Source organism: Microbacterium songi, from assembly GCF_042747925.1.
Classification (GTDB): Bacteria; Actinomycetota; Actinomycetes; order Actinomycetales; family Microbacteriaceae; genus Microbacterium.
Genome location: NZ_JBHZIE010000004.1, coordinates 160,595 through 183,941, shown reverse-complemented (window position 1 = coordinate 183,941; position 23,347 = coordinate 160,595). Strand labels below are relative to the sequence as shown.

Here is a 23,347-nt window from a genome sequence, read left to right as displayed (position 1 = left end):
GTGGTCGATCGGATAGTCTGGTCGCAGAGGAGGCATACCGTGGAAGACAACCGCCACCGCGAGCCGGACGAGATCCGGCGCAGCGCTGATGTCGGGTCCGCTGACGGCTCCACCGACACGACGCAGACCTTCGGTCACGATTCCGATCTGTCGTTCGTTCCGTTCGGCAGCGACCTCAGTGACGCCGAGATCGAGGCCATCGGTGCCTTGCCGACACGGTCATCACTGCTGATCGTGCGCTCCGGCCCTACTGCGGGCGCGCGCTACCTGCTCGACACCGACGTCACCACCGTGGGCCGGCACCCCGAAGCCGACATCTTCTTCGACGATGTCACCGTCTCGCGGCGACATGCCGAGATCACCAGAGAGGGCGCGGCGTTCGAAATCGTGGACCAGCGCTCGCTGAACGGCACGTATGTCGACGGCGAGCGCGTCGACCGGGCCGGTCTGGCGAACGGCGCCGAGGTGCGCATCGGCAAGTTCCGTCTGAACTTCTTCGTTTCACCTGCTGATCTGCCCCAGGCCGCGGACGCCTGATGCCGGCTGCTCACGCCCGCGAACGATCCTCGTCCGCGGGTCTGCTCAGCATCGGTCAGGTACTGGCGCTGCTCACGCCGGAATTCTCCTCACTCACCTCGAGCAAGCTGCGCTTCCTCGAGGTGCAGGGCATCGTGACCCCGACGCGCACCGAGTCGGGCTACCGCAAGTTCTGCCAGGCCGACGTCGATCGCCTGCGCCTCGCGCTCACGCTGCAGCGCGACCACTACCTGCCTCTCGTGGTCATCCGCGATCACCTCGAAGACGTCGACGCGGGGCGCGAGCCGTCGCCGCCGACCGCCGTGCCCTCCATCGTGCCCGCGCCGCGCCGCTACCGCCGCGAAGAACTGCTCTCGGCGGCCGGAGCGACACCGCAACTGCTCAACGACGCGATCAGCACGGGCGTGCTGACGGGCGGGGACGGCTACACCGATCAGTCCGTGGCGGTGCTGCGCGCTCTCGTCGCACTGGATCGTCACGGCATCGAACCTCGGCACATCCGCACGGTCCGCCAGAGCGCTGAGCGTGAGGTCGCCCTCATCGAGTCGGCACTGGCACCGCTGCTGCGACGGGCCGACGCGGCGTCGCGGGCCCGCGCGAATGAAACGGCCCCCGAGCTCGCCAAGCGCCTCGACGAAGTGCGGGGTATCTTCGTCAGAGCGGCCCTCGAGAAGCTCATCCCCTGATCCGTCGCGACACGCCGCCCCGCCGGGGCGGATGTCATTGCCCGCTGTCCTTCGCTGATCTAGCGTGGAACCACCCCCATCCAGAGGAGGATGCGCATGACCGCTCCCGAAACGGCAGGCGACTCCGCGTTCGCCGCCGACCTCCTCTTCACCGACGGTCTTCCGCAGATGGATGACGAAGTCGGGTATCGCGGAGCCGTGGCTGCGCGGGCGGCGGGGATCACCTACCGCCAGCTGGACTACTGGGCACGCACCGAGCTCGTCGAGCCCACCGTCCGCGGAGCGAGCGGATCCGGCTCGCAGCGCCTGTACGGATTCCGCGACATCCTGGTGTTGAAGCTGGTGAAGCGACTTCTCGACACGGGGATCTCGTTGCAGCAGATCCGCACCGCCGTCGAGCAGCTGCGTGCTGCCGGCATCCGCGACCTCGCGGGAACCACGCTGATGAGCGACGGCGCCTCGGTGTACCTCTGCACCTCGAACGACGAGGTCATCGACCTCGTGAGCCGCGGCCAGGGCGTGTTCGGCATCGCCGTCGGCAAGGTGCTGCGCGAGGTCGAGTCGACGCTGGTCGACTTCGACGCTCAGGCGCCCGAAGTGCTCGACGAACTCTCCGCGCGCCGCGCCGTGCGCACCGCCTGATCAGAACGAAAGAAGAGCGGATGCCTCGAGGCATCCGCTCTTCGTCGTTCGATCAGGAGCGTGCTTCGCCCGGCACCGGGATGCGTCCCGTGCGGAGCACGCGGTCCAGGAGGGCATCGAAATCGGCGGCCAGCTCCTGCGCGGAATCGCCGGGCCAGATGTGCAGCGGCTTCGCCGCCCCCTGCGCCTGCTGGAGCGACGTGCGCTCGGGCAGCTGAGGCGCGAGCACCAGAGGACCGAACATGTCGCGCAGTTCCTTGATGCGGAACTGGTGTTCGATCGACTGCGGCCTGACCCGGTTGACGACGATGCCCAGCGGCTGCAGCCGAGGCGAGAGGCCCCGCCGGATCTCTTCGATCGCACGGAGAGCCCGGTCGGCCGCGGCGACCGAGAACAGCCCCGGCTCGGTGACGACGATCACACGGTCGCTGGCCGCCCACGCGGTACGGGTGAGGGCGTTCAGCGAAGGCGCGCAGTCGATCAGAACGAGGTCGTAGTCGGACTCGATCGTCGCGAGGGCCTCCTCGAGCTTCCACACGTCGCGGACAGAAGGATGAGGTCCGTCGAAGTTGATGGCGGACGGGCTGCCGATCATGACGTCGATCGTGCCGGGGTGGACCTTCGCCCAACCGCTGGAGGTGATGGCCTGACGGACGACCTTCTCCTTGGGGTTGGCGAGCACGTCGGCGACATTGAGTCGCCCGGCCACCTGGATGTCCATGCCCGTCGAGACGTCGGACTGGGGGTCGAGGTCGACGACGAGGGTGCGGACACCTCGCGCGAATGCCGCGGAGGCGAGCCCCAGAGTCACAGTCGTCTTGCCGACCCCGCCCTTGAGTGAGCTGACGGAGAGTACGTGCACAAGCGTCTACGTTACCGTCCCCTAGGCTGTGATCACACTTTGCCCGTCGTTCGGCTTCCCCGATGAGGTGCGCATGTTCCGCAAGATCCTTGTTGCAAACCGCGGAGAGATCGCGATCCGCGCGTTCCGCGCCGCGTTCGAGCTGGGGGCCCGCACCGTCGCGGTCTTCCCGTATGAGGACCGCAACTCGCTGCACCGGCTGAAGGCCGACGAGGCCTACGAGATCGGCGAACGCGGCCACCCGGTGCGCGCCTACCTCGACGTCGAGGCGATCGTCCGCGTGGCCAAAGAGGCCGGTGCCGACGCGATCTACCCGGGATACGGATTCCTCTCGGAGAACCCGGAACTGGCGGAGAAGGCCGCGGCCGAGGGCATCACCTTCATCGGCCCGCCCTCGACCGTGCTCGAGATGGCAGGCAACAAGGTGACGGCCAAGCATCACGCCATCAGCGCGGGCGTTCCGGTGCTGCGGTCGACCGAGGCGTCGTCCGATATCGATGAATTGGTCGGTCAGGCGAACGACATCGGCTTCCCGCTCTTCGCCAAGGCGGTCGCCGGGGGCGGCGGGCGCGGGATGCGCCGTGTCGAGTCGGCCGGCGAGCTCGCACCCGCGCTCGCGGAGGCGATGCGCGAGGCCGACAGTGCGTTCGGCGACCCGCGGATGTTCCTCGAGCAGGCAGTGCTGCGGCCGCGGCACATCGAAGTGCAGATCCTCGCCGACGCCACCGGAGCCACCGTGCACCTGTTCGAGCGCGACTGCTCGGTGCAGCGTCGTCACCAGAAGGTGATCGAGATCGCGCCCGCGCCGAACCTCGACACCGCGGTGCGCGACTCCCTGCACCGGTACGCGATCGCCTTCGCCGAGTCGATCGGCTACCAGAACGCCGGAACGGTGGAGTTCCTGCTCGAGACCTCCGGCCCCCGCACCGGCGAGGTCGTCTTCATCGAGATGAACCCCCGCATCCAGGTGGAGCACACGGTCACCGAGGAGGTGACCGACGTCGATCTGGTCCAGTCCCAGATGCGCATCGCTGCAGGGGAGACGCTCGCCGATCTCGGCTTGACGCAGGGAGAGATCAGGCTCCGCGGCGCAGCCCTGCAGTGCCGGATCACGACAGAGGACCCGACGCAGGGCTTCCGCCCCGATACCGGGAAGATCACGACGTACCGCTCGCCGGGAGGCGCCGGCATCCGTCTCGACGGCGGCACGACGGCAGCAGGCTCGCAGGTCAGCCCGCACTTCGATTCGATGCTCGCCAAGCTCACGTGTCGTGCGCGCGACTTCCCTGCTGCGGTCAGTCGCGCACGTCGGGCGCTCGCGGAGTTCCGCATCCGCGGCGTCTCGACGAACATCCGATTCCTCCAGGCCGTCCTCGACGACGCGGATTTCGTCGCGGGCGACCTGAGCACGTCGTTCATCGATGAGCGTCCCCAGTTGTTGCGCGGTCCCGAGTCCAAGGACCGCGGCACGAAGATGCTGAACTGGCTGGTCGACGTGACCGTCAACAAGCCGAACGGCGAGAATCCGCTGCACATCGATCCGCGGGTCAAGCTTCCGGCACTCGACCTTCTGGCCCCGGCTCCCGATGGGTCGAGGCAGAAGCTTCGAGCGCTCGGGCCGGCGGGCTTCGCGGCAGACCTTCGCGCGCAGACTGCTCTCGCCGTCACCGAGACGACCTTCCGCGACGCGCACCAGTCCCTTCTCGCGACCCGCGTGCGCACGAAGGATCTGGTTGCCGTCGCACCGTACGTCGCCCGCATGACGCCGCAGCTGCTGTCGGTCGAGGCATGGGGCGGTGCCACGTACGACGTGGCACTCCGCTTCCTCGGCGAAGATCCGTGGGAACGACTCGATCGACTGCAGGCCGCGCTGCCGAACGTCGCGATCCAGATGCTGCTGCGCGGGCGGAACACCGTCGGCTACACCCCGTATCCGACGGCGGTGACCGACGCCTTCGTGCGCGAGGCCGCGTCCAGCGGGGTCGACATCTTCCGCATCTTCGACGCGCTCAATGACGTGTCGCAGATGCGCCCCGCGATCGACGCCGTGCTCGCGACCGATACCGCGGTCGCCGAAGTCGCCCTCTGCTACACCGGCGATCTGCTCAACCCGGCCGAGGATCTGTACACGCTCGACTACTACCTGGCTCTCGCCGAGAAGATCGTCGACGCGGGGGCCCACATCCTGGCCATCAAGGACATGGCCGGCCTGCTGCGTCCCGCCGCGGCCTCGCGGCTCGTCCAGGCCCTCCGCGATCGCTTCGACCTCCCCGTACACGTGCACACGCACGACACCGCGGGCGGGCAGCTCGCGACGCTCCTCGCCGCGAGCGCCGCGGGCGCGGATGCCGTGGACGCCGCCGCCGCTCCGCTGTCGGGCACGACGAGCCAGCCGTCTCTTTCTTCGCTGGTCGCAGCGTTGGCGCACACCGAGCGCGACACCGGGCTGGATCTGGACGCGGTGTCGGACCTCGAGCCCTACTGGGAAGCCGTCCGCCACATCTACCGCCCGTTCGAGTCGGGATTGCCCGGCCCCACCGGCCGCGTCTACCGCCACGAGATTCCGGGCGGCCAGCTCTCCAACCTTCGTCAGCAGGCGATCGCGCTGGGGCTGTCGGAGGACTTCGAGCTCATCGAGGACATGTACGCCGCTGCCAACAGCATCCTGGGTCGCGTTCCCAAGGTGACACCGTCCTCGAAGGTGGTCGGCGACCTCGCGCTGCATCTGGCGGCGGTCAAGGCCGACCCCGCGGACTTCGAGCAGAACCCGCAGAAGTACGACATACCCGACTCGGTCGTGGGGTTCATGGCGGGCGAGCTGGGCGATCTTCCGGGCGGATGGCCCGAGCCGTTCCGCACGAAGGTACTGGCCGGGCGCCAGGTGAATATCGACGTGAAACCGCTTACCGCGAAAGAGGAGGAGGGGCTGGAAGGGGATGCCGCGTCTCGCCGCGCCACGCTGAACGCCTTGCTCTTCCCCGCGCCCGCCCGCTCCTTCGAGCAGGTGCGGGAGCTGTTCGGTGATCTCAGCGTCCTGGACACGGCGGATTACCTCTACGGACTCACTCCGGGGGGCGAGCACATCGTCGAGATCGAACGGGGCGTGCAGCTCTACGTGGGGCTGGAGGCGATCGGCGAAGCCGACGACAAAGGCATGCGGACGGTCATGACGACGCTGAACGGGCAGCTGCGGCCCGTGTTCGCGCGCGACCGCAGCATCCAGGTCGAATCCCGCCAGGCGGAGAAGGCGGACACCACCAAACCCGGGCAGGTCGCCGCGCCGTTCTCCGGCGTCGTCACGATCAAGGCCGCCGTCGGAGACACCGTGACAGCGGGTGAACCGGTGGCATCGATCGAGGCGATGAAGATGGAGGCGGCCATCACTTCGTCGGTCGACGGCGTCGTGGAGCGGATCGCGATCGCGGCCACGCAGCAGGTCGACGCAGGTGACCTTTTGGTCGTCGTCCGCCCCGCGCATTAGCCTGAGGGGTGGGCGACCCGAAGCCTGCCCCCGTTTTGGAGATGTGCAATGGCCCCTGACCGCAACGACCGTACGCCGGAAGACGACCTGGAAAACGGAGTCCTCGGCGATTCCGGGAGCCTCGAGACGACGAGCATCGGCATCGTCGGGGGAGTCACCGAGCAGCTCAGCGTCGTCCTTCCTCCGTCCTCGGAGGACGAACTCGAGGATGACGACGATGTCATCGACGATGAGGTCGAACCCGCGGGGTTCGACCCGGCCTCGCTCTCGCTTCCCTCCGCAGCGGGCGACGTCGCCCCGAACACCGCACCCGTGGAATTCACCCGGCATGCGCGGGCGCACCCGCCCGAGATCGAGACCGTCGAAGCCGAGATCGATGAGCCGGAAACCGGAGACACCGGCCGGCCCGGGATCGCCACCGAGGACGATCGCGAGACGAGTGCCGACCTGATCGCCGACGTCGTCGCGCCGGAGTTCGGATCCGAGTTCGCCGACGAGGGCGCCTCGGGCGCGTCGGGGGCAGCCCTCGACACCACCGACGTCGGGTCGACGGCCCGCGCTGAGGGGAGCCCCAGCAGGGACGAGCCGTTCGCCGGTGCGGTCGTGATCGAACTCGACGGGCGCGGGAGGAATGAGTCGGGTGCCTTCGCTCTCCCTGGATCCGGGGATGACAGCACGGGGGACGCGGTCCCGGATGCCACCCCCATCGTCGCTCCGGCAGGATACGGTGTGACAGCGGGGCATGACGAAGACGATGCCCCGGTGCCGCCGTCGGGGGTCGACGGGCACGACCAGGAGGACGACGTGACGCACGCGGACCGCGCGCCGGAGCCGAACCCGACCACCGGGCCCGCCCTGCCGTCGAAGGCCGCGACGCCGCCGACGACGGGATCGGTTCCGACGACGCGACGCGGGGCGCAGCATCCGGAGTCCACCGTCGACCGTACGGACCGCGCTCATGCTGTCGAGCGGGTCCAGACACGCCACGAGGTGACCCTCGCGTCCAAGCGGGTCGGCGAGTTCGAGCCCGACCGCGAATCATCGGACCTCCTGACAGCCGACCGCCTGCTGGACCCTTCCCAGATCGTGCGGCCCGAGCCTGAGGGCCGGTGGCGACACTTCGTCTACTCGATCTCGGGTCGCCGGATCAATCTCGGTGACGGAAAGAGGGCCCGCAGTCGCAAAGAACTCGATCGTCTCATCGGTTTGCCGCTCGACGGCAACGCGCGATTCGTTCCGGTGCTCTCGCGCAAGGGGGGCGTCGGCAAGACGACGATCACCACGCTGCTCGGGATGGCCCTCGCCGATGCCCGCGACGACCGCGTGATCGCGATCGATGCGAACCCCGACCGGGGAACGCTCGCCGAGCGCATCGCGAACTCCAACGGCAAGACCGTCCGGGATCTGGTCCGCATCCGTGACAACGTCAGCGGATATAAAGACGTCTCGTCGGTCGTGGCGCGTGACGCCACACGACTCGACGTGCTCGCTTCGGATTCCGATCCTCGTGTCTCGGAAGCGTTGAGCGATCGCGACTACCAGGATGTCGCGACGATCGCCGCGCACTACTACTCGATCGTGCTCACCGACACCGGAACGGGCATCGTCCACTCCGTCATGGGGGCGACCCTCGAGGCTGCGGACGCGATCGTGGTCGTCGCCGGGCTGAGCGTCGACGAGGCGCGCCTGGCCTCGGAAACGCTCACGTGGCTGGAGACCAACGGGTATCAAGACCAGGTCCGCAATGCCGTGGTCGTGCTGAACACCTCTCGTCCCGGCACACCTCTCGTGCGTCAGGAAGAGCTGGAGACGCACTTCCGCACCCGCGTCCGGACTGTCGTCCGCATGCCGTACGACCCTCTGATCGCCGCCGGCAGCGCGATCACCTTCAGCAACCTGCAGCCCGCGACGCGGCTGGCCGCGCGGCGACTGGCCGCCGCGGTGGTGGAGGGCCTGCGGGCCCTCGCATCGGCGGCGTAGGCGAACGATGGCTGTCCGACCCATCAGGATCTTCGGCGACCCCGTCCTGCGCGCGACCAGCGCGCCCGTCGTCGAGATCGACGACGGGGTGCGTGCCCTGGTGCAGGACCTCCTCGACACCGTGGAGCTCCCTGGGAGGGCCGGCGTCGCCGCGCCCCAGATCGGGGTCGGCCAACGGGTGTTCAGCTACAACATCGACGGCGATATCGGCTATGTCATCAACCCGGTCCTGGTCGAGGTCTCGGGCGAGCCCGAACCTGTGAGCGAGGGGTGCCTGTCGGTGCCGGGGCTCTGGCACGAGGCGCTTCGGCACCCGCACGCGAAAGTGGTGGGCATCGACCTGGACGGCCGGGAGGTCGTACTCGAGGGCGACGGTCTGCTGGCGCAGGCGCTGCAGCACGAGACCGATCATCTCGACGGCAGGCTGTATCTGGACCGTCTGCCCGCCGAGACGCGGCGTGTGGCGATGCGCGAAGTGCGCGAGTCCGACTGGTTCTGATCCGCGACGGCGGGTTCCGGGTGTCGATGAGGAAGGCCCCGCACCGAGGTGCAGGGCCTTCTTCATCACTCCTACTTGAGCGACACGTTCGTGGTGTTCACGGGAACGTCGTACAGCTCCTCGACGTCGGCCGCGAAATCCTGCATGATGACGTTGCGCTTGATGCTCATCTTCGGTGTCAGATGGCCGCTGGCCTCCGTCCATTCCGTCGGCAGGATGACGAATTTGCGGATCGACTCCGCACGGGAGACGGTCTTGTTCGCGATGTCGATCGCCCGCTGCACTTCGGCCTTCACCGCGGGGTGGGTCGCGGCATCCGTCGCCGTCATGTCGGCGGACAGGCCGTTGTTCGCGAGCCACGTCGGAAGCATCTCGGAATCGAGCGTGACGAGCGCGGCGATGAAGGGCCTCTGGTCGCCGACGACGACGACCTGACCTACGATCGGGTTCGCTCGGATCGGGTCTTCGAGCGCGGCAGGGGCGACGTTCTTGCCCGCCGCGGTCACGATGATCTCTTTCTTGCGGCCGGTGATCGACAGGAAGCCCTCGTCATCGAATGATCCGATGTCGCCGGTCTTGAACCATTCGCCGTCGAAAGCCGCTGCGGTCGCCTCAGGATTGCGCCAGTACTCCTTGAAGACGTTTATCCCGCGCACTTCGATCTCACCGTCATCGGCGAGTCGGACACCGACCCCGGGCAGCACCGGACCGACGGACCCGATCTTCGACTTCTTCGCGAGGTTGACGGTGGCGGGCGCCGTCGTCTCGGTGAGGCCGTAGCCCTCGAGGATGACGACGCCCAGGCTGTGGAAGAAGTGTCCCAAGCGCGCGCCGAGCGGCGCGGAACCCGAGACGGCGTACACCACCCGGCCACCCATCGCCGCGCGCAGCTTGCTGTAGACGAGCCGGTCGAACACGGCGAACTTGATCCGGGTGCCGAAGGGGACCTTCTTGCCCGCTGCCTGGAGCGTGGAGTGCTCGATCGCGGTGTGGGCCGCAGCGCGGAAGATCTTCCCCTTGCCGCCCGCCTCGGCCTTCTGCTCGGCCGAGTTGTACACCTTCTCGAACACACGCGGGACGGCGAGCAGGAAGGAGGGCTTGAAGGATCCGAGGGCCGGAAGGAGCTGCTTCGTGTCGGGCTGATGCCCGGTCTTCACACCCGCGTGGATGTCGAGGATCGAGATGAACCGCGCGAAGACGTGCGCCGTCGTGATGAACAGCAGCGTGGACGCGCCCGGCACCGACACGACCTCATGCAGCGACCTGGCCGAGTTGCGGCACAACTCGACGAAGTTCGCGTGTGTGAGCACGCACCCCTTGGGCCGCCCCGTCGAACCCGACGTGTAGATGAGCGTCGCGATGTCGGCGCCATCGGCGATCGAACGGCGTCGGACGATCTCGGCATCCGAAACCCCCTCGCCCTTCGCGACCAGCTTGTCGAGATCTCCCCGGTGCATCTCCCACACGGTGCGGATGAGCGGAAGATCAGCGCGCACCTCGTCGAGGCTCGCCGCGTGGTCCGGGCTCTCGAGGATCATCGCGATCGCGCCCGAGTCCGAGAGGATCCACTGGATCTGTGCAGGGGAGCTGGTCTCATAGACGGGCACCATCACCGCGCCCGCGTAGAACAGTGCGAAGTCCACCAGGGTCCACTGGTAGGTCGTCCGCGCGAGGAAGGCGACCTTGTCGCCGGGCTCGATACCCGACGCGGCGAAACCCTTGGCGAGCGCGATCACCTGGCGCTCGAACGCCGCGGCGGTGATGTCACGCCAGCCAGCACCGTCCGGGACGGCGAACAGGGCGAGATCGGGGGTGGCGGCAGCCCTCTCGACCAGCAGATCGGCGATGTTCGCCTGCGGGTCGGCGGGCACGATGGCGGGTACGTCGAATTGGATCACGGGCAGCTCCTTCGGCACTCGTGGAAGTTCAGTCTCCTCGTCAGTCTACCGCGTGCACCCGCGAGAACCCTCGGCCGGATGCGGCGCCCCGCTAGACTGCAAGGCGCCGCGCGGGCACGCGCAGGCCGGAAAGGAATGCCGTGCTCAGGGTCGGAATCGATATCGGCGGGACGAAGATCGCGGGCGGTGTGGTCGACGGCGAGGGCCGCATCATCGAGAAGCTCCGCGTCAGCACGCCTGTCGACACGACGGCACTGTCCGATGCCGTGATCGACATGGTGCACCACCTCGGTGACCGTCACGAGATCGTGGCGGTCGGCGTCGCCGCTGCGGGCTTCATCGACAGAGACCAGTCCACCGTGATCCACGCTCCGAACATCGCGTGGGAGAACGAGCCGCTGCGCGCGATCCTCGAGGCGCGCATCGATGTCCCCGTGACGATCGACAATGACGCCAACGCCGCCGGGTGGGCGGAGTTCCGCTACGGCGCCGGTCGCGGATTCACGGACATGGTCATGCTCACGATGGGCACGGGTGTCGGGGGAGCCGTGGTGATCGGCGGAGGCCTGCACCGCGGCGGCCACGGCATCGCGGGCGAATTGGGCCACACGCGCTTCATCCGCGACGGACACCCGTGCGGCTGCGGGCAGAGCGGATGCCTCGAACAGTACGCCTCCGGACGAGCGCTGCAGCGCGAGGCCCACGCGATCGCCGACGACGGCGGCATCGGGGCCGGCCTCGCGGCGCTGCGAACGGAGACCGGCGCGCTCGAGGGGCCGGACATCTCGCGGCTCGTCCTGGCCGGCGATCCTGGCGCGATCGAGGCGCTGCATCGCGTGGCGACCGCGCTGGGCGAGGCATGCGGCGGCTTCCAGGCGGTACTCGACCCCGAGGTGTTCGTGATCGGCGGCGGAGTCGCCCAGCTGGGTGAAGCGCTGCTCGAACCGATGCGGATCGCCTACGACCACTCTCTCCCCGGGTACGGCGAACGTCACATCGCCGAATTCGCGATCGCGCAGCTGGGCAACGATGCGGGCCTGATCGGGGCGGCCGACCTGGCCGAGGCCGAGATCCGCACCATCGAGCGGATCGTCTGACGATGTTCTATTGGCTGATGAAGTACGTGGTGATCGGACCGATCGTCAAAGCGATCTGGCGACCGTGGATCATCGGCCGTCGAAACATCCCCACCGAGGGCGCGGCGATCCTCGCCAGCAACCACCTCTCGGTGAGCGATTCGGTGTTCCTGCCGCTCATGATCGACCGCCCGATGTCCTTCCTCGCCAAGAGCGACTACTTCACCGGCAAAGGCATCAAGGGTCGGGCGACGCGGTTCTTCATGAAGGCCACCGGGCAGATACCGATCGACCGGTCGGGCGGCAAGGCGTCAGAAGCCTCGCTCAACACCGGACTTCAGGTGCTCGGGCGCGGCGACCTGCTCGGGATCTACCCCGAGGGCACCCGCAGCCCCGACGGCAAGCTCTACCGGGGGCGGACCGGGATCGCGCGGATGGCCCTGGAGGCCCGCGTTCCCGTGGTGCCCGTCGTCATGGTCGACACCGACACTATGATGCCGATCGGACGGACCGTCCCCCGCATCGTCCGGGTGGGCATCGTCATCGGCGAACCACTGGACTTCTCGCGCTTCGCGGGCATGGAAGGCGACCGCTACATCCTTCGGTCCGTCACCGACGAGATCATCGTCGCTCTGCAGCGGCTGGGGGAGCAGGAGTACGAAGACGTCTACGCCTCGAGCGTGAAGGACCGGGCCGCGGCATCCGCCGTGTCCCCCTGAGAGTGTCGTCGTGATCCCGCCCCGCTGATTCCGTCATCATGCTCCAGAGGCGAGCATCCGCGCGGATAGACTGAGCGGATGCCTCAGCAGCCCGACGCCCTCGACCACTGGCGGACTCTGCCCATCAAACAGCAGCCGTCGTGGACCGACGCCGACGCCGTAGCCGCGGTCTCGGCCGAGATCGCCACGCTGCCGCCGCTGGTCTTCGCCGGTGAGGTCGATCTCCTGCGTGAGCGTCTCGCCCGCGCCGCGTCCGGCCGGGCATTCCTGCTGCAGGGTGGCGATTGCGCCGAGACTTTCGCCGGCGCGACGGCGGAGCAGATCCGCAACCGCATCAAGACCGTGCTGCAGATGGCCGTCGTCTTGACCTACGGCGCGTCCATGCCGATCGTGAAGATGGGCCGCATGGCGGGCCAGTTCGCGAAGCCGCGCTCGAGCGACACCGAGACGCGCGGCGACGTCACGCTGCCCGCGTACCGCGGCGACATCGTGAACGGCTTCGATTTCACGGAGGCCTCCCGCACGCCCGACCCGCAGCGACTGCTGAAGGGCTACCACACCGCCGCGTCGACGATAAATCTGATCCGGGCGTTCACCCAGGGCGGCTTCGCCGACCTCCGCGAGGTGCATTCCTGGAACAAGGGCTTCGCGCAGAACCCCGCCAACCAGCAGTACGAGCGTCTCGCGCAGGAGATCGATCGCGCGATCAAATTCATGGAGGCCGCCGGCGCCGACTTCGACGAGCTCAAGCGGGTCGAGTTCTACACCGGTCACGAGGGCCTGCTGATGGACTACGAGCGACCCATGACGCGCATCGATTCGCGCACGGGTACGCCCTACAACACCTCGGCCCACTTCGTCTGGATCGGCGAGCGCACCCGCGACCTCGACGGCGCGCACATCGACTATTTCTCGAAGATCCGAAACCCCATCGGCGTCAAGCTCGGACCGACCACCACGCCCGAGACGGCGCTGCGGTTGATCGACACGCTCGACCCCGAGCGCGAGCCGGGTCGCCTCACGTTCATCACGCGCATGGGCGCGGGCAAGATCCGCGACGCACTGCCGCCGCTGCTGGAAGCCGTGCGCGACTCGGGGGCGACTCCGCTGTGGGTCACCGACCCCATGCACGGCAACGGCATCACGACACCCACCGGCTACAAGACACGCCGCTTCGACGACGTCGTCGACGAGGTGCGCGGGTTCTTCGACGCGCATCGCGCCGTCGGCACGTTCCCCGGAGGCATCCACGTCGAGCTCACAGGCGACGACGTCACGGAGTGCCTCGGAGGTTCTGAGCACATCGACGAGAAGACCCTCGCGATGCGCTACGAGTCATTGTGCGATCCGCGCCTGAACCACATGCAGAGCCTCGAGCTGGCGTTCCTGGTGGCCGAGGAGCTCGAGAAGCTCTGACCACGGCGAGCGCGGATGCCTCGCCCCGAGGCATCCGGCACGTCAGGTCCCGCGGCAGAGCGGATCAGAGCGAGGCGGCGATGCGCACCGAGATGACGGTGCCCTTCGGCCGCTGGGTCGCCGCCGCAGGGCTCTGCGACTCGACCTTCGTAAAGGCGTCGGGGAACGAGTCCCACCGCCCGTCGTACTCGATCTTGAAGCCGCTCTTCTCGAGGGCGCCGCGGGCGGCCGCCAGCGTCATGCCGGTGAGATCGGGCACGGGGAACAGCGGCGGCCCCTGCGAGACGATCAGAGTCACGGTGTCGCCGGGGACCCAGCTGCCGCCGCCCTCGCGATCCAGCATGCCGATCACCTTGCCGTCGGCGACCGAGTCGCTGAAGTCCTCGGCGTTGTCGCCGCTGACCTGCAGGCCGACACCCGTGAGAGCCGACGTCGCGGCCGAGATGCTCAGTCCCGAGACGTTCGGCACCGGCCCGAGCGACACCGAGAGTACGGCGGTGTCTCCCTCGTAGAGCGTGCAGCCGTCGGTGCAGTTCTGGGGCTCCCCACCGGCGCGGGGCGTGACCGATGCGGCGATGACGCTGTCGGTGGCGGCCTCTCCGAAGGACTTCTGGTCATCGCTCACCGTGACGCGTGCCGCCTCGAGCTGCTGGCGAGCCTGCGCGGCCGACATCCCCGCGAGCGCCGCGACATCGTGGGGCTGCGGACCCTGGGAGACGAGCACGACGACGGCGGCCTCCTTGTCGAGTCTCATCCCTGCCGCAGGATCGGTGCCGACGGCGGTGCCGGCCGGCACGTCGAAGTCGTACACGTCTCGCTGGGTCGCGGACAGCGTCTGCGCGGCGAGCGTCGCCGTGGCGTCGGCGAACGACTGACCCGCGACGTTGGGAACGGCGACCAGCGAACCCGGTCCCGACCCGAACCACCAGCCGGTGCCCCCGGCGAGGCCGGCCAGGAGGGCCACGACGACGATGGTCCAGATGCCCTTCGCCGCCCGTCTCTTCGTCGCCCGACGCAGGCGGGTGGCATTGTCGCTCGCGTCGACCGTCGCGAGCGGGGCGGTGATGGAGGACGGAAGGATGCTGGTGATCTCGTCCGAGTCGAGTCCGTCGTCGTGCGCGGGTCCGGCAGCGGCGGTCGCCCGCGCGACCTGCGGGCTGATCCCGAGATCGCGCTCGATCTCGCGCAACCGCTCGAGCATCTGCGCGGCGTCGTTCGGACGATCGTCGGGAGACTTCTCGGTGGCCCACAGCACCAGTTCGTCCAGCGGCTCGGGCACACCGGGGTTCTTGGCACTGGGGCGAGGGACCGAATCGGTCGCGTGCTGGAAGGCGATCTGCATCGGCTGCTCGCCCTTGTAGGGCTGCTCGCCGACGAGCATCTCGTACAGCATGATGCCGAGGGCATAGATGTCGCTGCGCGCATCCGCCGTGCCACGGGTGACGAGCTCGGGCGCGAGATACGCGATCGTGCCGAGGAGCATCTGCCCGGTCGCCGTGTTCGCCGTCGTGGCGCGGGCGAGGCCGAAGTCGCCGATCTTGATGCGGCCGTCTTCGGCGAGCAGCACGTTCTCGGGTTTCACATCGCGGTGGACGATGCCCCCGCGGTGCGCGGCCGCAAGCCCTGCGAGCACCGCGTCCATGATGGTCACGGTCTGCGCCACGCTCAGGCGCCGCTGGTCCCGCATGAGCTCACGCAGGGTGATACCGGGCAGATACTCCATCACCAGGTAGGCGGTGTCGCCGTCCTGTCCCTGATCGAAGACGTTCACGACATGCGGATCCGCCAGCCGTGCTGCGGAGCGCGCCTCCTGGATGAATCGGCTCTGGAACACCGAGTCGTCGCTCAAGTGCCCGTGCATGACTTTGAGGGCGACCCGGCGCTCGAGGCGCAGATCGGTGGCGACGTACACGGTGGCCATCCCGCCCCGCGCGATGCGCGCGCGAACACGGTATCGACCGTCGACGAGACGGCCGATCAGCGGGTCGGCCTGCTGACTCGTGCTCACGGTGAGAGTCTACGGAGCGGGTGCAGTCCGACCCGGCAGCGGCTCACCCTCCGTGACCGGGTCGAGACACGATCAGCCGAGGGCGGCGAGCCACGAGGAGGCGGGCTGCTCCCACTGAGCGTAACGGTCGGGGTATGCAGAGATCTGCACCGCCTGCGCGGCATCCGCGAAGCTCATGCTCTGCCAGCCCGCGATGTCCAGAAGTCCGCGCGTCGTCGACCCGTTGGGATCCGACGGGCCGCCGAAGAACGCCCGCGCGGCACGGTCGCCATCGCGCACCTGGTCGGCGCTGCCCCAGCCCATGCTGGGACGCTGTTGGAACAGCCCGAGCGAGTCGCGGTCGCCCCAGTCCAGGTTGCGCAGCCACGATTCCTGCATGGCCGTGCCGAGTGCAATGGTGATGCCACGGTCGGGCACGCCCATCTCGCGGCCGACACGGATGATCATCTGCGCGTTGGCCGCCTGTTCCGCATCGAGGCTCGAGCTTGCCGCGGCGGACAGGGGGGTGACGGATGCGGCGGTGACCATACCCGCGGCCGGAAGGGCGATGCTCTGCCCGGGGTAGATGATCGACGCTGTCGTCAGTCCGTTCGCGTCGAGGATCGCGCGGGTCGTCGTGCCGTGACGGCTCGCGATCGCGCTGATCGTGTCGCCTGCCTCGACGGTGTACGCGCCGGATGTCACGGCGGGGGCCGACGCCGGCACCACGGCGGCGGGCGCCGACGCCGTGGCGGCGACCGACCCGGGGAGGGCCAGAGCCTGACCTGGATAGATGATCGACGCCCGCGTCAGGCCGTTGGCGTCGAGCACGGCTTGGATGCTCGTTCCGTGCGCCCGTGCGATCGCACTGATCGTGTCTCCGGCGGCGACGGTGTACGACCCCGATGCGGCGGGCGGCGTCGCAGGCGCAGCGGACGCGGGCGCGGCGGCGACGGCGCCGTTCAAGCGCAGCACCTGGCCCGGATAGATGACAGAGGAGCGGCTGAGTCCGTTGATCGCGAGCACGTCGGCGGTTCGCAGGCCGAATCTCCCGGCGATCGCACTGACCGTGTCTCCCGCGGAGACGGTGTAGGTGTCGGGTGCGACGGCGCTCTGCACCCGCGCCGAGACCGCGGCGTGGGAGCCGGTCGCCACAGGGTGGACACCGCTGCGAGGTGTTTCGCGCGCGTGGGCGCGCTCGTCTCCGGCTGCGTGCGCGGGCATCGCCGTGAGCGACAGTGCGAGCGAGCCGACGATGACGGCGGGTACGCCGATGCCGAACGCGCGGTTCTGCATCGGGTTCGGGCGGGCGGGCGGGCGGTGCATTTCGGGTGGTCGCACGAGTTTTCCCTCTCCGGTGACTTCCCACACCGTGTCACGGAAGTAAAAAGGTGTCAACCAGTGATAAGGGAGTTGCAGATGGTGCAGAAGTGATGAAAGTGCATTGGGCGTCGGCCACGCCGCTGCCGGACGCCCACCGCGACGCGGTCACCGGCTCCAGGTTTCCGAAGTGAGATAGTGGACTCGTGACCGGAGAGACCGACCCCCGCATCGAGACCGAATGGCTGACGCTGCCGCAGCTCGTGGACGTACTCGGACTTCCGCTGACCAGAGTGCGTCAGCTCCTGGACGAACGCCATCTGATCGGCACGCGCCGTACGGGTGCGCTCACCGTGCCCTCGGTGTTCATCGTCGAGGACGAGCCGTTGGGCTCCCTTCGCGGAACCATCTTCGTGCTCCAGGACGCCGGCTTCACCGACGACGAGGTCATCGACTGGATGCTCGCGGACGAGGAGTCCATCGGAATGCCGCCGATCGCGGCCTTGCGAGCGGGACGCAAGAGCGAAGTGCGCCGCGTCGCACAGTCCGCCGGCTGAGGGCGGTTCCGTCAGGCGGTGCGAGCGGTCGCGGCGTGCGCCAGCCTGCGTAGTTCGCCCAGTGCATCGTCGGCGAGCGGGGCGCCCGTGAGCGCATCGTCGGCGGCCGCCACGTAGTCGGTGATGAGCGCCTCGACGCGATCGAGCCCGCCGGAGGCGACGATGGCCGTCTGAAGCGACGAGATCTGCGCCGTATCCAAGGATGGATCGCCGATGAGACCGTCCATCCGCGAGCGGTCTTCGGGCGACATCCCCTCGCGGGCATACGCGATGAGCACGGTGCGCTTCCCCTCGCGCAGGTCGTCACCCGATGGCTTACCGGTGACGCTCTCGTCGCCGAAGACCCCCAGAACGTCGTCGCGCAGTTGGAAGGCCATGCCGATCGGGTGACCGAACGCGGAGAGCGCATGCTGCTGCGCCGTGTCGGCGCCGGCCAGGGCCGCCCCGATCAGCAGCGGCTGCTCCACGCTGTAACGCGCGGACTTCAGCGAGGCGACCCGGAGCGCGCGCTCCGCCTGCAACTCGTCGGCCGCGGCGCGGAACGCCGACTCCTCGGCGACGTCGAGGAACTGGCCGACCGTGACGACGCGACGCATGAGCGCGTACTCCCGGCGCGCACCGGCGCCGGCATCGGGGGCGGCCTCGGCGAATCCCTCCTCGGCCAGATCGTCGCTCCACGCCACGAGCAGGTCACCCAGCAGAATGGCCCCGGAACGGCCGAACGCGGCGGCATCGCCCTCCCAGCCCGCCGCGCGGTGCTGCGACTCCAGAGCGCGGTGGGCAGCGGGGCGCCCTCGACGGGTGTCGGAGTTGTCGATCAGATCGTCGTGGACGAGTGCTGCGGCGTGAAAGATCTCGAGAGCGGATGCCGCGGCCACGACGCCGTCGTCGGGCGAAGTCATGCGCCCTGACGCCTCCTCCACAGCCCTCCACCCCGCCAGGCAGAACCGCGCGCGCAGACGCTTCCCGCCCTGGAGGGCGGCGATCGCAGCTTCGATCAGACCTTCGCCTTCGGGGCCCCATTCCTGTGCTTCCACACGTCGGGCGGTGAAGAAGTTGTCCAGACGCTGGGAAACAGCTTGAATCGGATCCGTGGTCGGCGACACAGGCCTAGCCTAGTGATCGACGGCGGACGTAGACTTTACGCCCAGGGAATCTCAGAGGGGGAAGCATGCCACTCTCCGAACAGGAGCAGCGTCTGCTTGACGAGATGGAACGCCATCTCATGCACAACGACGCAGATGTCGTGAGCGCGTCCACGGACGGCCGAACTCTGAGTTATCGGAACATCGTCTACGGCACCATCCTCGTGCTGGTGGGGCTCGGCGGCCTGATCGCCGGGGTGTCCATTCCACTCGTGGTGGTGGGTGTCATCAGCTTCGTCGTCATGCTGGGGGGAGTGATCCTCGCGGTCACGCCGACGCGGGCGGGCAACGGTCGCGTGGCTGCCGATCCGGCACAGCCCGCGAAGGCGAAGGCCTCGTCATCCGGATCCTTCATGGACCGCATGAACGACCGGTGGGAGCGCCGCCAAGAAGACCGCTGAGCACCGAGTCCGCCCGCGTCAGCAGGCGGCGAGAAGTTGCAGAGCACCGACCTTCGGGTCGGTGCTCTTTTTCGTGCGCCCGTCGTCCTGCGTCGTCGCGCGGAGAACCCCCCGCCGGGCGCACGTGGGTCGTCTGCCGCACCAGTCCCGGCAATTCTGTAGGTAAGTGGAGGGAAGTGGAGTAAAGTGGCGAACGCAACCCAGCGGGGCCGGACGAAGGGGGGTGGTGGCGATGCTTCTCGGCACGCACGCTCCCAAGCTCGACGACAAGGGTCGGGTCATCCTCCCCGCGAAATTCCGTGAAGACCTCGGCAACGGCATCGTCGTGACCCGCGGGCAGGAGCGGTGCCTGTACGTGTTCAGCACGGAGGAGTTCGAGCGGGTGCACGAGCGCATCCGCGAAGCGCCGCTCTCCAACAAGCAGGCACGCGACTTCCTGCGCATGTTCCTGTCGGGCGCGAGCGCCGAGAAGCCGGACAGCCAGAACCGCATCACGATCCCGCCGCCGTTGCGCGCGTACGCGGGCCTCGAGAAGGACCTCGTCGTCACAGGGGTCGGTGCGCACGCGGAGATCTGGAACGCGGACGCCTGGAACGCCTACGCCGACAGCAACGAAGACAGCTACGCCGATATGGAGCAGGAGGTGATCCCGGGCCTCTTCTAGCGTCCTCGGTTGCGATCTCCCGCCGCTCACGCCCTGACACACTTCCCCGGTGCCAGGTCGGAGCGGAAGGGGATCGGAATCTGGGAACAGGGCCCCGAGACCATGAGCCTCCGCGACATCCACACCCCCGTCCTGCTCGACCGCTGCGTCGAGCTGCTCGCTCCCGCGCTCGAGCGCGACGGCGCCGTCCTCGTGGACGCGACCCTCGGCATGGGCGGACACTCCGAAGCCTTCCTCGAGCGCTTCCCCGGAATGCGGCTCATCGGGCTCGACCGCGACCACGACGCCCTGCGTATCGCGGGCGAGAGGCTGCAGCCGTTCGGTGACCGCGTCACCCTGGTGCATACGGTCTACGACGGCATCGGCGAGGCGATCACCCGGAGCGGTCTCCGCTCCGTCGACGGGATCCTCTTCGACCTGGGGGTGTCGTCGCTGCAGCTCGATGTCGCAGACCGGGGATTCGCCTATGCACAGGATGCACCCCTGGACATGCGGATGGATCAGAGCGGCGGCACGACGGCCGCCGACATCGTCGCGACCTACGGGGAAGGCGATCTGCGCCGCATCTTCGAGCGGTACGGCGAGGAGAAGCTCGCGGGCCGCTACGCCCGTGCCATCATCTCCGCTCGCGGCGCCGGCCGCATCGAGCGCTCGGGTGAGCTCGTCGACATCCTTCAGGCCGCCACGCCCGCGGCTCTCAAACAAGCCGGTCATCCCGCGAAACGCGTCTTCCAGGCATTGCGCATCGAGGTCAACGGCGAGCTGTCGGTGCTCGAGCGGGCGATCCCCTCGGCTCTCGAGCGTCTGCGTGTCGGCGGGCGCATCGTCGTGATGTCCTATCAGTCCCTCGAGGACCGCCTGGTCAAGCGCGTGCTCGCAGACGCCTCGACCTCGACTGCTCCGGCCGGTTTGCCGGTGGAGCTTCCCGAGCACGCCCCGCAGTTCCGCCTGCTGGTCAAGGGAGCGGAACAGGCTTCGGCCGACGAGATCGCGCGCAATCCGCGCGCGACCCCGGTGCGGCTGCGCGCCGCCGAGCGACTCAAGGAGGCGGCGTGAGCACCGCGACCATCGCGCGGGGCGCTCTTCCCGCCCGCACCACGAGCACACCGACCCGCGGGCTGCGGCCGGTCGCGGCATCCGCTCGCCGCCGCCGCCCGCGGCTGCTGTACGGCATCGTGGCGCTGGCCGGCGCCGTGGCCATCGGCGCCGCCCAGATGGCGCTGTCGATCGTCACGACCCAGGGCTCGTACGAGCTGACGGCCCTGACCCAGCAGCAGCGCGAACTCGACTGGAACAAGCAGATCCTGCAGGACGACATCGCCGGGCTGAATTCGCCGCAGTACCTCGCGGCCAATGCGGCGGCGCTCGGCATGGTCATCGACGAGTCTCCGAGCTATCTGCGGCTCAGCGACGCCGCGATCCTCGGGAGCGGCTCGGCATCGCTGGGGGCGTCTTCCGTCGACGCTCTGGGCCGTGGCACGGTGCCGAACGCCCTCATCACCGAGACTCCTCTGGTGACGGCTCCGGATGCCACGATCCAGGGCGCTCCTGTCCCGACCGTCGACCCGACCGCGGTGACGGAGGACGGCGTATCGAACACGCCGCCGCCACTGACCGACGGTCTGCCGACCCCCAGCACACACTGAGTACATGAGCACGAGAGCCACGCGCAGCCCGCGCCGCCGCACCGTGATCGCTCTCGCGGTCGTGCTGGCGGTCCTCGCGGGCTTCATCGTGCGACTCGTGGACATCCAGGTCGTGAACGCTGAGGAGAACATGGCGCAGGCGAAGTCCTACAGTCTGGGCGCCTCCCGCCCGCTGTACGGCACGCGGGGCGCGATCGTGGACGAGTCCGGGCAGACGCTGGCCGGCAGCATCCTGCTCTACGACGGCGTGCTGGACCCCAAGAACGTCGGCACCTACACGCGCACCACGGCGGCCGGCGTCACCGAGAAGGTCACGTGGGAGCAGGCCTCGGGGGAGATCGCCGGGATCACCGGGCAGAGCGCCGCCGACATCCAGAAGATCGTCGCCTCGGCGCTCGCCGCGGACCCCGCCGACCAGTACGAGCGATTCCAGCGCGGACTCACCACCGAGCAGTATCGCGCCCTGGTGGAGACCGGTGCACCGTATCTCTCGTTCGAGCAGCACCCCGCACGCACCTACCCCGACGGCGCCGTGGCGGGGAATCTCTTGGGATTCATGGGTATCGACGGCGATGCCCTGCAGGGCCTCGAGCTCAGTCAGGACTCCTGCCTCGCCGCCACCAACGGCTCTCTGACGTATGAGAAGGGCAAGGACGGCGTCGTCATCCCCGGCACGGAAACGACGGATCCCGCGGTGAACGGCGGGACGCTGCAGCTCACGATCAACCGGGATCTCAACTGGTACCTGCAGCAGCTCATCGGCGAGCAGGTGCAGGACATGGGCGCGAAGCGCGGCACGATCACCGTCGTGGAGGCGAAGACGGGCAAGATCCGCGCCGCCGCCGAGTACCCCAGCGTCGACCCCAACAATGTGAGCGCCGCCGCCCAGGACGATCAGCGCAGCCACATCTTCACCGACACCTTCGAGCCCGGCTCGACGTTCAAGGCCCTCACCGCGTCCACGGTCCTCGACGCCGGCGGTCAGACCCTGGACTCGACCGTCGTCGCATCCAGCCGTGAGAAGTTCCCGAACGGCGCGTCCGTGCAGGACGCCTTCACGCACGATGCATACGACTACACGCTCGCCGGTGTCCTCATCGATTCGTCCAACGCGGGCATCTCGAAGTTCAGCGAGACCGTGTCGCCGCAGACCCGCTTCGACTACCTCCAGAAGTTCGGCATCGGACAAGGCAGCGCGGTCGGATTCGGTGGTGAGGCCAAGGGTGACCTGGTCCCCGTCGCGAACTGGGACAACCAGCAGACGTACAACACGTCGTTCGGACAGGGCGTCACCACGACGGTCCCCGAACTCGTGGGCGCCTACGGCGCGATCGCCAACGGCGGGCTGAAGATGCCGCTCTCCCTGGTCGAGTCGTGCACGAAGGCGGACGGCACCGTCATCACCCCGACGCTCCCGGAGCCGACGCAGGTGCTGAGTGCGCAGACCTCCGCCGAGATGCGGGAGATCCTCGAGAACGTCGCGATGCAGGCCGGCTACGCCAAGCAGGTCGCGATCCCCGGATATCGGATCGCGACGAAGACCGGAACGGGCGAGAAATCCGACGGCAACGGACGGTACAAGGCGGGCGTCTACTTCACCACGATGATCGGATTCGCCCCCGCGGACGACCCGCAGTACATCGTCGCCGTCACTCTCGACGAGCCCACCACGATAACCTCGTCTTCGGCCAACGCGCCCGCCTTCCAGAAGGCGATGACCCAGGTTCTGAAGACCTACCGCGTCATGCCGTCCACGACACAGCCGACGGTGCTCCCCAAGTTCGGTGAGTGACGCCGCAGACCGACCCACCCCGGTCCGCTCGGAGAAATC

The 23,347-nt window shown here is 68.5% G+C and carries 20 protein-coding genes; 15 read left to right on the top strand and 5 right to left on the bottom strand.

Going from position 1 to position 23,347, the window contains the following annotated elements; all coding sequences use genetic code 11:
* Window positions 1–39 precede the first annotated feature (39 nt).
* The 3 genes from ACFM35_RS07310 to ACFM35_RS07300 all read left to right on the top strand — a co-directional run bounded on the left by ACFM35_RS07310 (window position 40) and on the right by ACFM35_RS07300 (window position 1,865).
* Entirely contained in the window at window positions 40–537 is a 498-nt protein-coding gene (locus ACFM35_RS07310; protein WP_378840286.1) for an FHA domain-containing protein, read from the top strand.
* The gene (gene ftsR, locus ACFM35_RS07305; protein WP_378840282.1) at window positions 537–1,223 is read left to right on the top strand and encodes a transcriptional regulator FtsR; all 687 of its coding nucleotides are present in this window, start codon (window positions 537–539) and stop codon (window positions 1,221–1,223) included. The genes ACFM35_RS07310 and ftsR overlap by 1 nt, the downstream gene beginning before the upstream one ends.
* 96 nt (window positions 1,224–1,319) lie before the next feature.
* A complete protein-coding gene (locus ACFM35_RS07300; RefSeq protein ID WP_378840279.1) occupies window positions 1,320–1,865 on the top strand; it encodes a MerR family transcriptional regulator in 546 nt (181 codons plus the stop codon).
* 52 nt (window positions 1,866–1,917) lie between these two features.
* Here the strand turns inward: ACFM35_RS07300 and ACFM35_RS07295 are convergent, their stop codons facing one another.
* A complete protein-coding gene (locus tag ACFM35_RS07295) occupies window positions 1,918–2,727 on the bottom strand; it encodes a ParA family protein (protein WP_378840276.1) in 810 nt (269 codons plus the stop codon).
* A 73-nt stretch (window positions 2,728–2,800) separates the two neighbouring features.
* Between ACFM35_RS07295 and ACFM35_RS07290 the strand changes: the two genes are divergently transcribed.
* The 3 genes from ACFM35_RS07290 to def are packed head-to-tail and all read left to right on the top strand — an operon-like array spanning window position 2,801 to window position 8,687.
* Window positions 2,801–6,208: a pyruvate carboxylase gene (locus ACFM35_RS07290; protein ID WP_378840274.1), complete on the top strand. Its 3,408-nt coding sequence runs from the start codon at window positions 2,801–2,803 to the stop codon at window positions 6,206–6,208.
* Window positions 6,209–6,256: 48 nt separating this feature from the next.
* On the top strand, window positions 6,257–8,188 hold the full coding sequence (locus tag ACFM35_RS07285) for a nucleotide-binding protein (RefSeq protein ID WP_378840271.1): 1,932 nt from the start codon (window positions 6,257–6,259) through the stop codon (window positions 8,186–8,188).
* Window positions 8,189–8,195: 7 nt separating this feature from the next.
* On the top strand, window positions 8,196–8,687 hold the full coding sequence (gene def / locus ACFM35_RS07280) for a peptide deformylase (protein ID WP_378840269.1): 492 nt from the start codon (window positions 8,196–8,198) through the stop codon (window positions 8,685–8,687).
* Between the two features lie 71 nt (window positions 8,688–8,758).
* Here the strand turns inward: def and ACFM35_RS07275 are convergent, their stop codons facing one another.
* Complete coding sequence (locus ACFM35_RS07275) at window positions 8,759–10,585, bottom strand: AMP-dependent synthetase/ligase (protein ID WP_378840266.1); 1,827 nt, start codon at window positions 10,583–10,585, stop codon at window positions 8,759–8,761.
* Window positions 10,586–10,725: 140 nt separating this feature from the next.
* On the opposite strand from ACFM35_RS07275, the gene ACFM35_RS07270 reads away from it, so the two are divergent.
* The 3 genes from ACFM35_RS07270 (at window position 10,726) to ACFM35_RS07260 (ending at window position 13,796) form a co-directional block, all read left to right on the top strand.
* Window positions 10,726–11,682 carry an ROK family glucokinase gene (locus ACFM35_RS07270; RefSeq protein ID WP_378840264.1) on the top strand — a complete coding sequence of 319 codons (957 nt, stop codon included), beginning with the start codon at window positions 10,726–10,728 and terminating at the stop codon, window positions 11,680–11,682.
* 2 nt (window positions 11,683–11,684) lie between these two features.
* The gene (locus tag ACFM35_RS07265; protein ID WP_378840261.1) at window positions 11,685–12,380 is read left to right on the top strand and encodes a lysophospholipid acyltransferase family protein; all 696 of its coding nucleotides are present in this window, start codon (window positions 11,685–11,687) and stop codon (window positions 12,378–12,380) included.
* A gap of 78 nt (window positions 12,381–12,458) precedes the next feature.
* Window positions 12,459–13,796: a class II 3-deoxy-7-phosphoheptulonate synthase gene (locus ACFM35_RS07260; protein ID WP_378840258.1), complete on the top strand. Its 1,338-nt coding sequence runs from the start codon at window positions 12,459–12,461 to the stop codon at window positions 13,794–13,796.
* Window positions 13,797–13,860: 64 nt separating this feature from the next.
* Here ACFM35_RS07260 and pknB read toward each other — a convergent pair whose 3' ends face one another.
* Both pknB and ACFM35_RS07250 read right to left on the bottom strand, forming a co-directional pair.
* Entirely contained in the window at window positions 13,861–15,804 is a 1,944-nt protein-coding gene (gene pknB / locus ACFM35_RS07255) for a Stk1 family PASTA domain-containing Ser/Thr kinase (RefSeq protein ID WP_378840256.1), read from the bottom strand.
* Window positions 15,805–15,876: 72 nt separating this feature from the next.
* Complete coding sequence (locus ACFM35_RS07250) at window positions 15,877–17,007, bottom strand: LysM peptidoglycan-binding domain-containing protein (RefSeq protein WP_489672261.1); 1,131 nt, start codon at window positions 17,005–17,007, stop codon at window positions 15,877–15,879.
* A 302-nt stretch (window positions 17,008–17,309) separates the two neighbouring features.
* On the opposite strand from ACFM35_RS07250, the gene ACFM35_RS07245 reads away from it, so the two are divergent.
* Window positions 17,310–17,660, top strand: a complete 351-nt coding sequence (locus tag ACFM35_RS07245; RefSeq protein ID WP_378840250.1) for an Rv2175c family DNA-binding protein — start codon at window positions 17,310–17,312, stop codon at window positions 17,658–17,660.
* Window positions 17,661–17,671: 11 nt separating this feature from the next.
* Here ACFM35_RS07245 and ACFM35_RS07240 read toward each other — a convergent pair whose 3' ends face one another.
* Window positions 17,672–18,766 carry a polyprenyl synthetase family protein gene (locus ACFM35_RS07240; RefSeq protein ID WP_378840248.1) on the bottom strand — a complete coding sequence of 365 codons (1,095 nt, stop codon included), beginning with the start codon at window positions 18,764–18,766 and terminating at the stop codon, window positions 17,672–17,674.
* A 65-nt stretch (window positions 18,767–18,831) separates the two neighbouring features.
* Here ACFM35_RS07240 and ACFM35_RS07235 point away from each other — a divergent pair, with 65 nt between their 5' ends.
* The 5 genes from ACFM35_RS07235 (at window position 18,832) to ACFM35_RS07215 (ending at window position 23,308) form a co-directional block, all read left to right on the top strand.
* Window positions 18,832–19,206, top strand: coding sequence for an SCO2097 family morphological protein (locus tag ACFM35_RS07235; protein WP_378840241.1), 375 nt, complete (start codon window positions 18,832–18,834; stop codon window positions 19,204–19,206).
* 232 nt (window positions 19,207–19,438) lie between these two features.
* Window positions 19,439–19,870, top strand: a complete 432-nt coding sequence (gene mraZ / locus ACFM35_RS07230; RefSeq protein ID WP_378840685.1) for a division/cell wall cluster transcriptional repressor MraZ — start codon at window positions 19,439–19,441, stop codon at window positions 19,868–19,870.
* A gap of 102 nt (window positions 19,871–19,972) precedes the next feature.
* Entirely contained in the window at window positions 19,973–20,926 is a 954-nt protein-coding gene (rsmH, locus tag ACFM35_RS07225; RefSeq protein ID WP_378840238.1) for a 16S rRNA (cytosine(1402)-N(4))-methyltransferase RsmH, read from the top strand.
* Entirely contained in the window at window positions 20,923–21,516 is a 594-nt protein-coding gene (ftsL, locus tag ACFM35_RS07220; RefSeq protein ID WP_378840236.1) for a cell division protein FtsL, read from the top strand. Before rsmH ends, ftsL begins: the two co-directional genes overlap by 4 nt.
* A 4-nt stretch (window positions 21,517–21,520) precedes the next feature.
* Window positions 21,521–23,308, top strand: a complete 1,788-nt coding sequence (locus tag ACFM35_RS07215) for a peptidoglycan D,D-transpeptidase FtsI family protein (protein WP_378840234.1) — start codon at window positions 21,521–21,523, stop codon at window positions 23,306–23,308.
* The last annotated feature ends 39 nt before the right edge of the window (window positions 23,309–23,347 follow it).

Excerpts from the sequence above, each read along its gene's own strand:
- mraZ (WP_378840685.1), top strand. The coding sequence starts at position 19,439 with ATGCTTCTCGGCACGCACGCTCCCAAGCTCGACGACAAGGGTCGGGTC.
- ACFM35_RS07250 (WP_489672261.1), bottom strand. The coding sequence starts at position 17,007 with ATGCCCGCGCACGCAGCCGGAGACGAGCGCGCCCACGCGCGCGAAACA.
- ACFM35_RS07290 (WP_378840274.1), top strand. The coding sequence starts at position 2,801 with ATGTTCCGCAAGATCCTTGTTGCAAACCGCGGAGAGATCGCGATCCGC.
- ACFM35_RS07300 (WP_378840279.1), top strand. The coding sequence starts at position 1,320 with ATGACCGCTCCCGAAACGGCAGGCGACTCCGCGTTCGCCGCCGACCTC.
- def (WP_378840269.1), top strand. The coding sequence starts at position 8,196 with ATGGCTGTCCGACCCATCAGGATCTTCGGCGACCCCGTCCTGCGCGCG.
- ACFM35_RS07235 (WP_378840241.1), top strand. The coding sequence starts at position 18,832 with ATGCCACTCTCCGAACAGGAGCAGCGTCTGCTTGACGAGATGGAACGC.
- ACFM35_RS07265 (WP_378840261.1), top strand. The coding sequence starts at position 11,685 with ATGTTCTATTGGCTGATGAAGTACGTGGTGATCGGACCGATCGTCAAA.
- rsmH (WP_378840238.1), top strand. The coding sequence starts at position 19,973 with ATGAGCCTCCGCGACATCCACACCCCCGTCCTGCTCGACCGCTGCGTC.
- ACFM35_RS07285 (WP_378840271.1), top strand. The coding sequence starts at position 6,257 with ATGGCCCCTGACCGCAACGACCGTACGCCGGAAGACGACCTGGAAAAC.
- ACFM35_RS07215 (WP_378840234.1), top strand. The coding sequence starts at position 21,521 with ATGAGCACGAGAGCCACGCGCAGCCCGCGCCGCCGCACCGTGATCGCT.
- ftsR (WP_378840282.1), top strand. The coding sequence starts at position 537 with ATGCCGGCTGCTCACGCCCGCGAACGATCCTCGTCCGCGGGTCTGCTC.
- ACFM35_RS07260 (WP_378840258.1), top strand. The coding sequence starts at position 12,459 with ATGCCTCAGCAGCCCGACGCCCTCGACCACTGGCGGACTCTGCCCATC.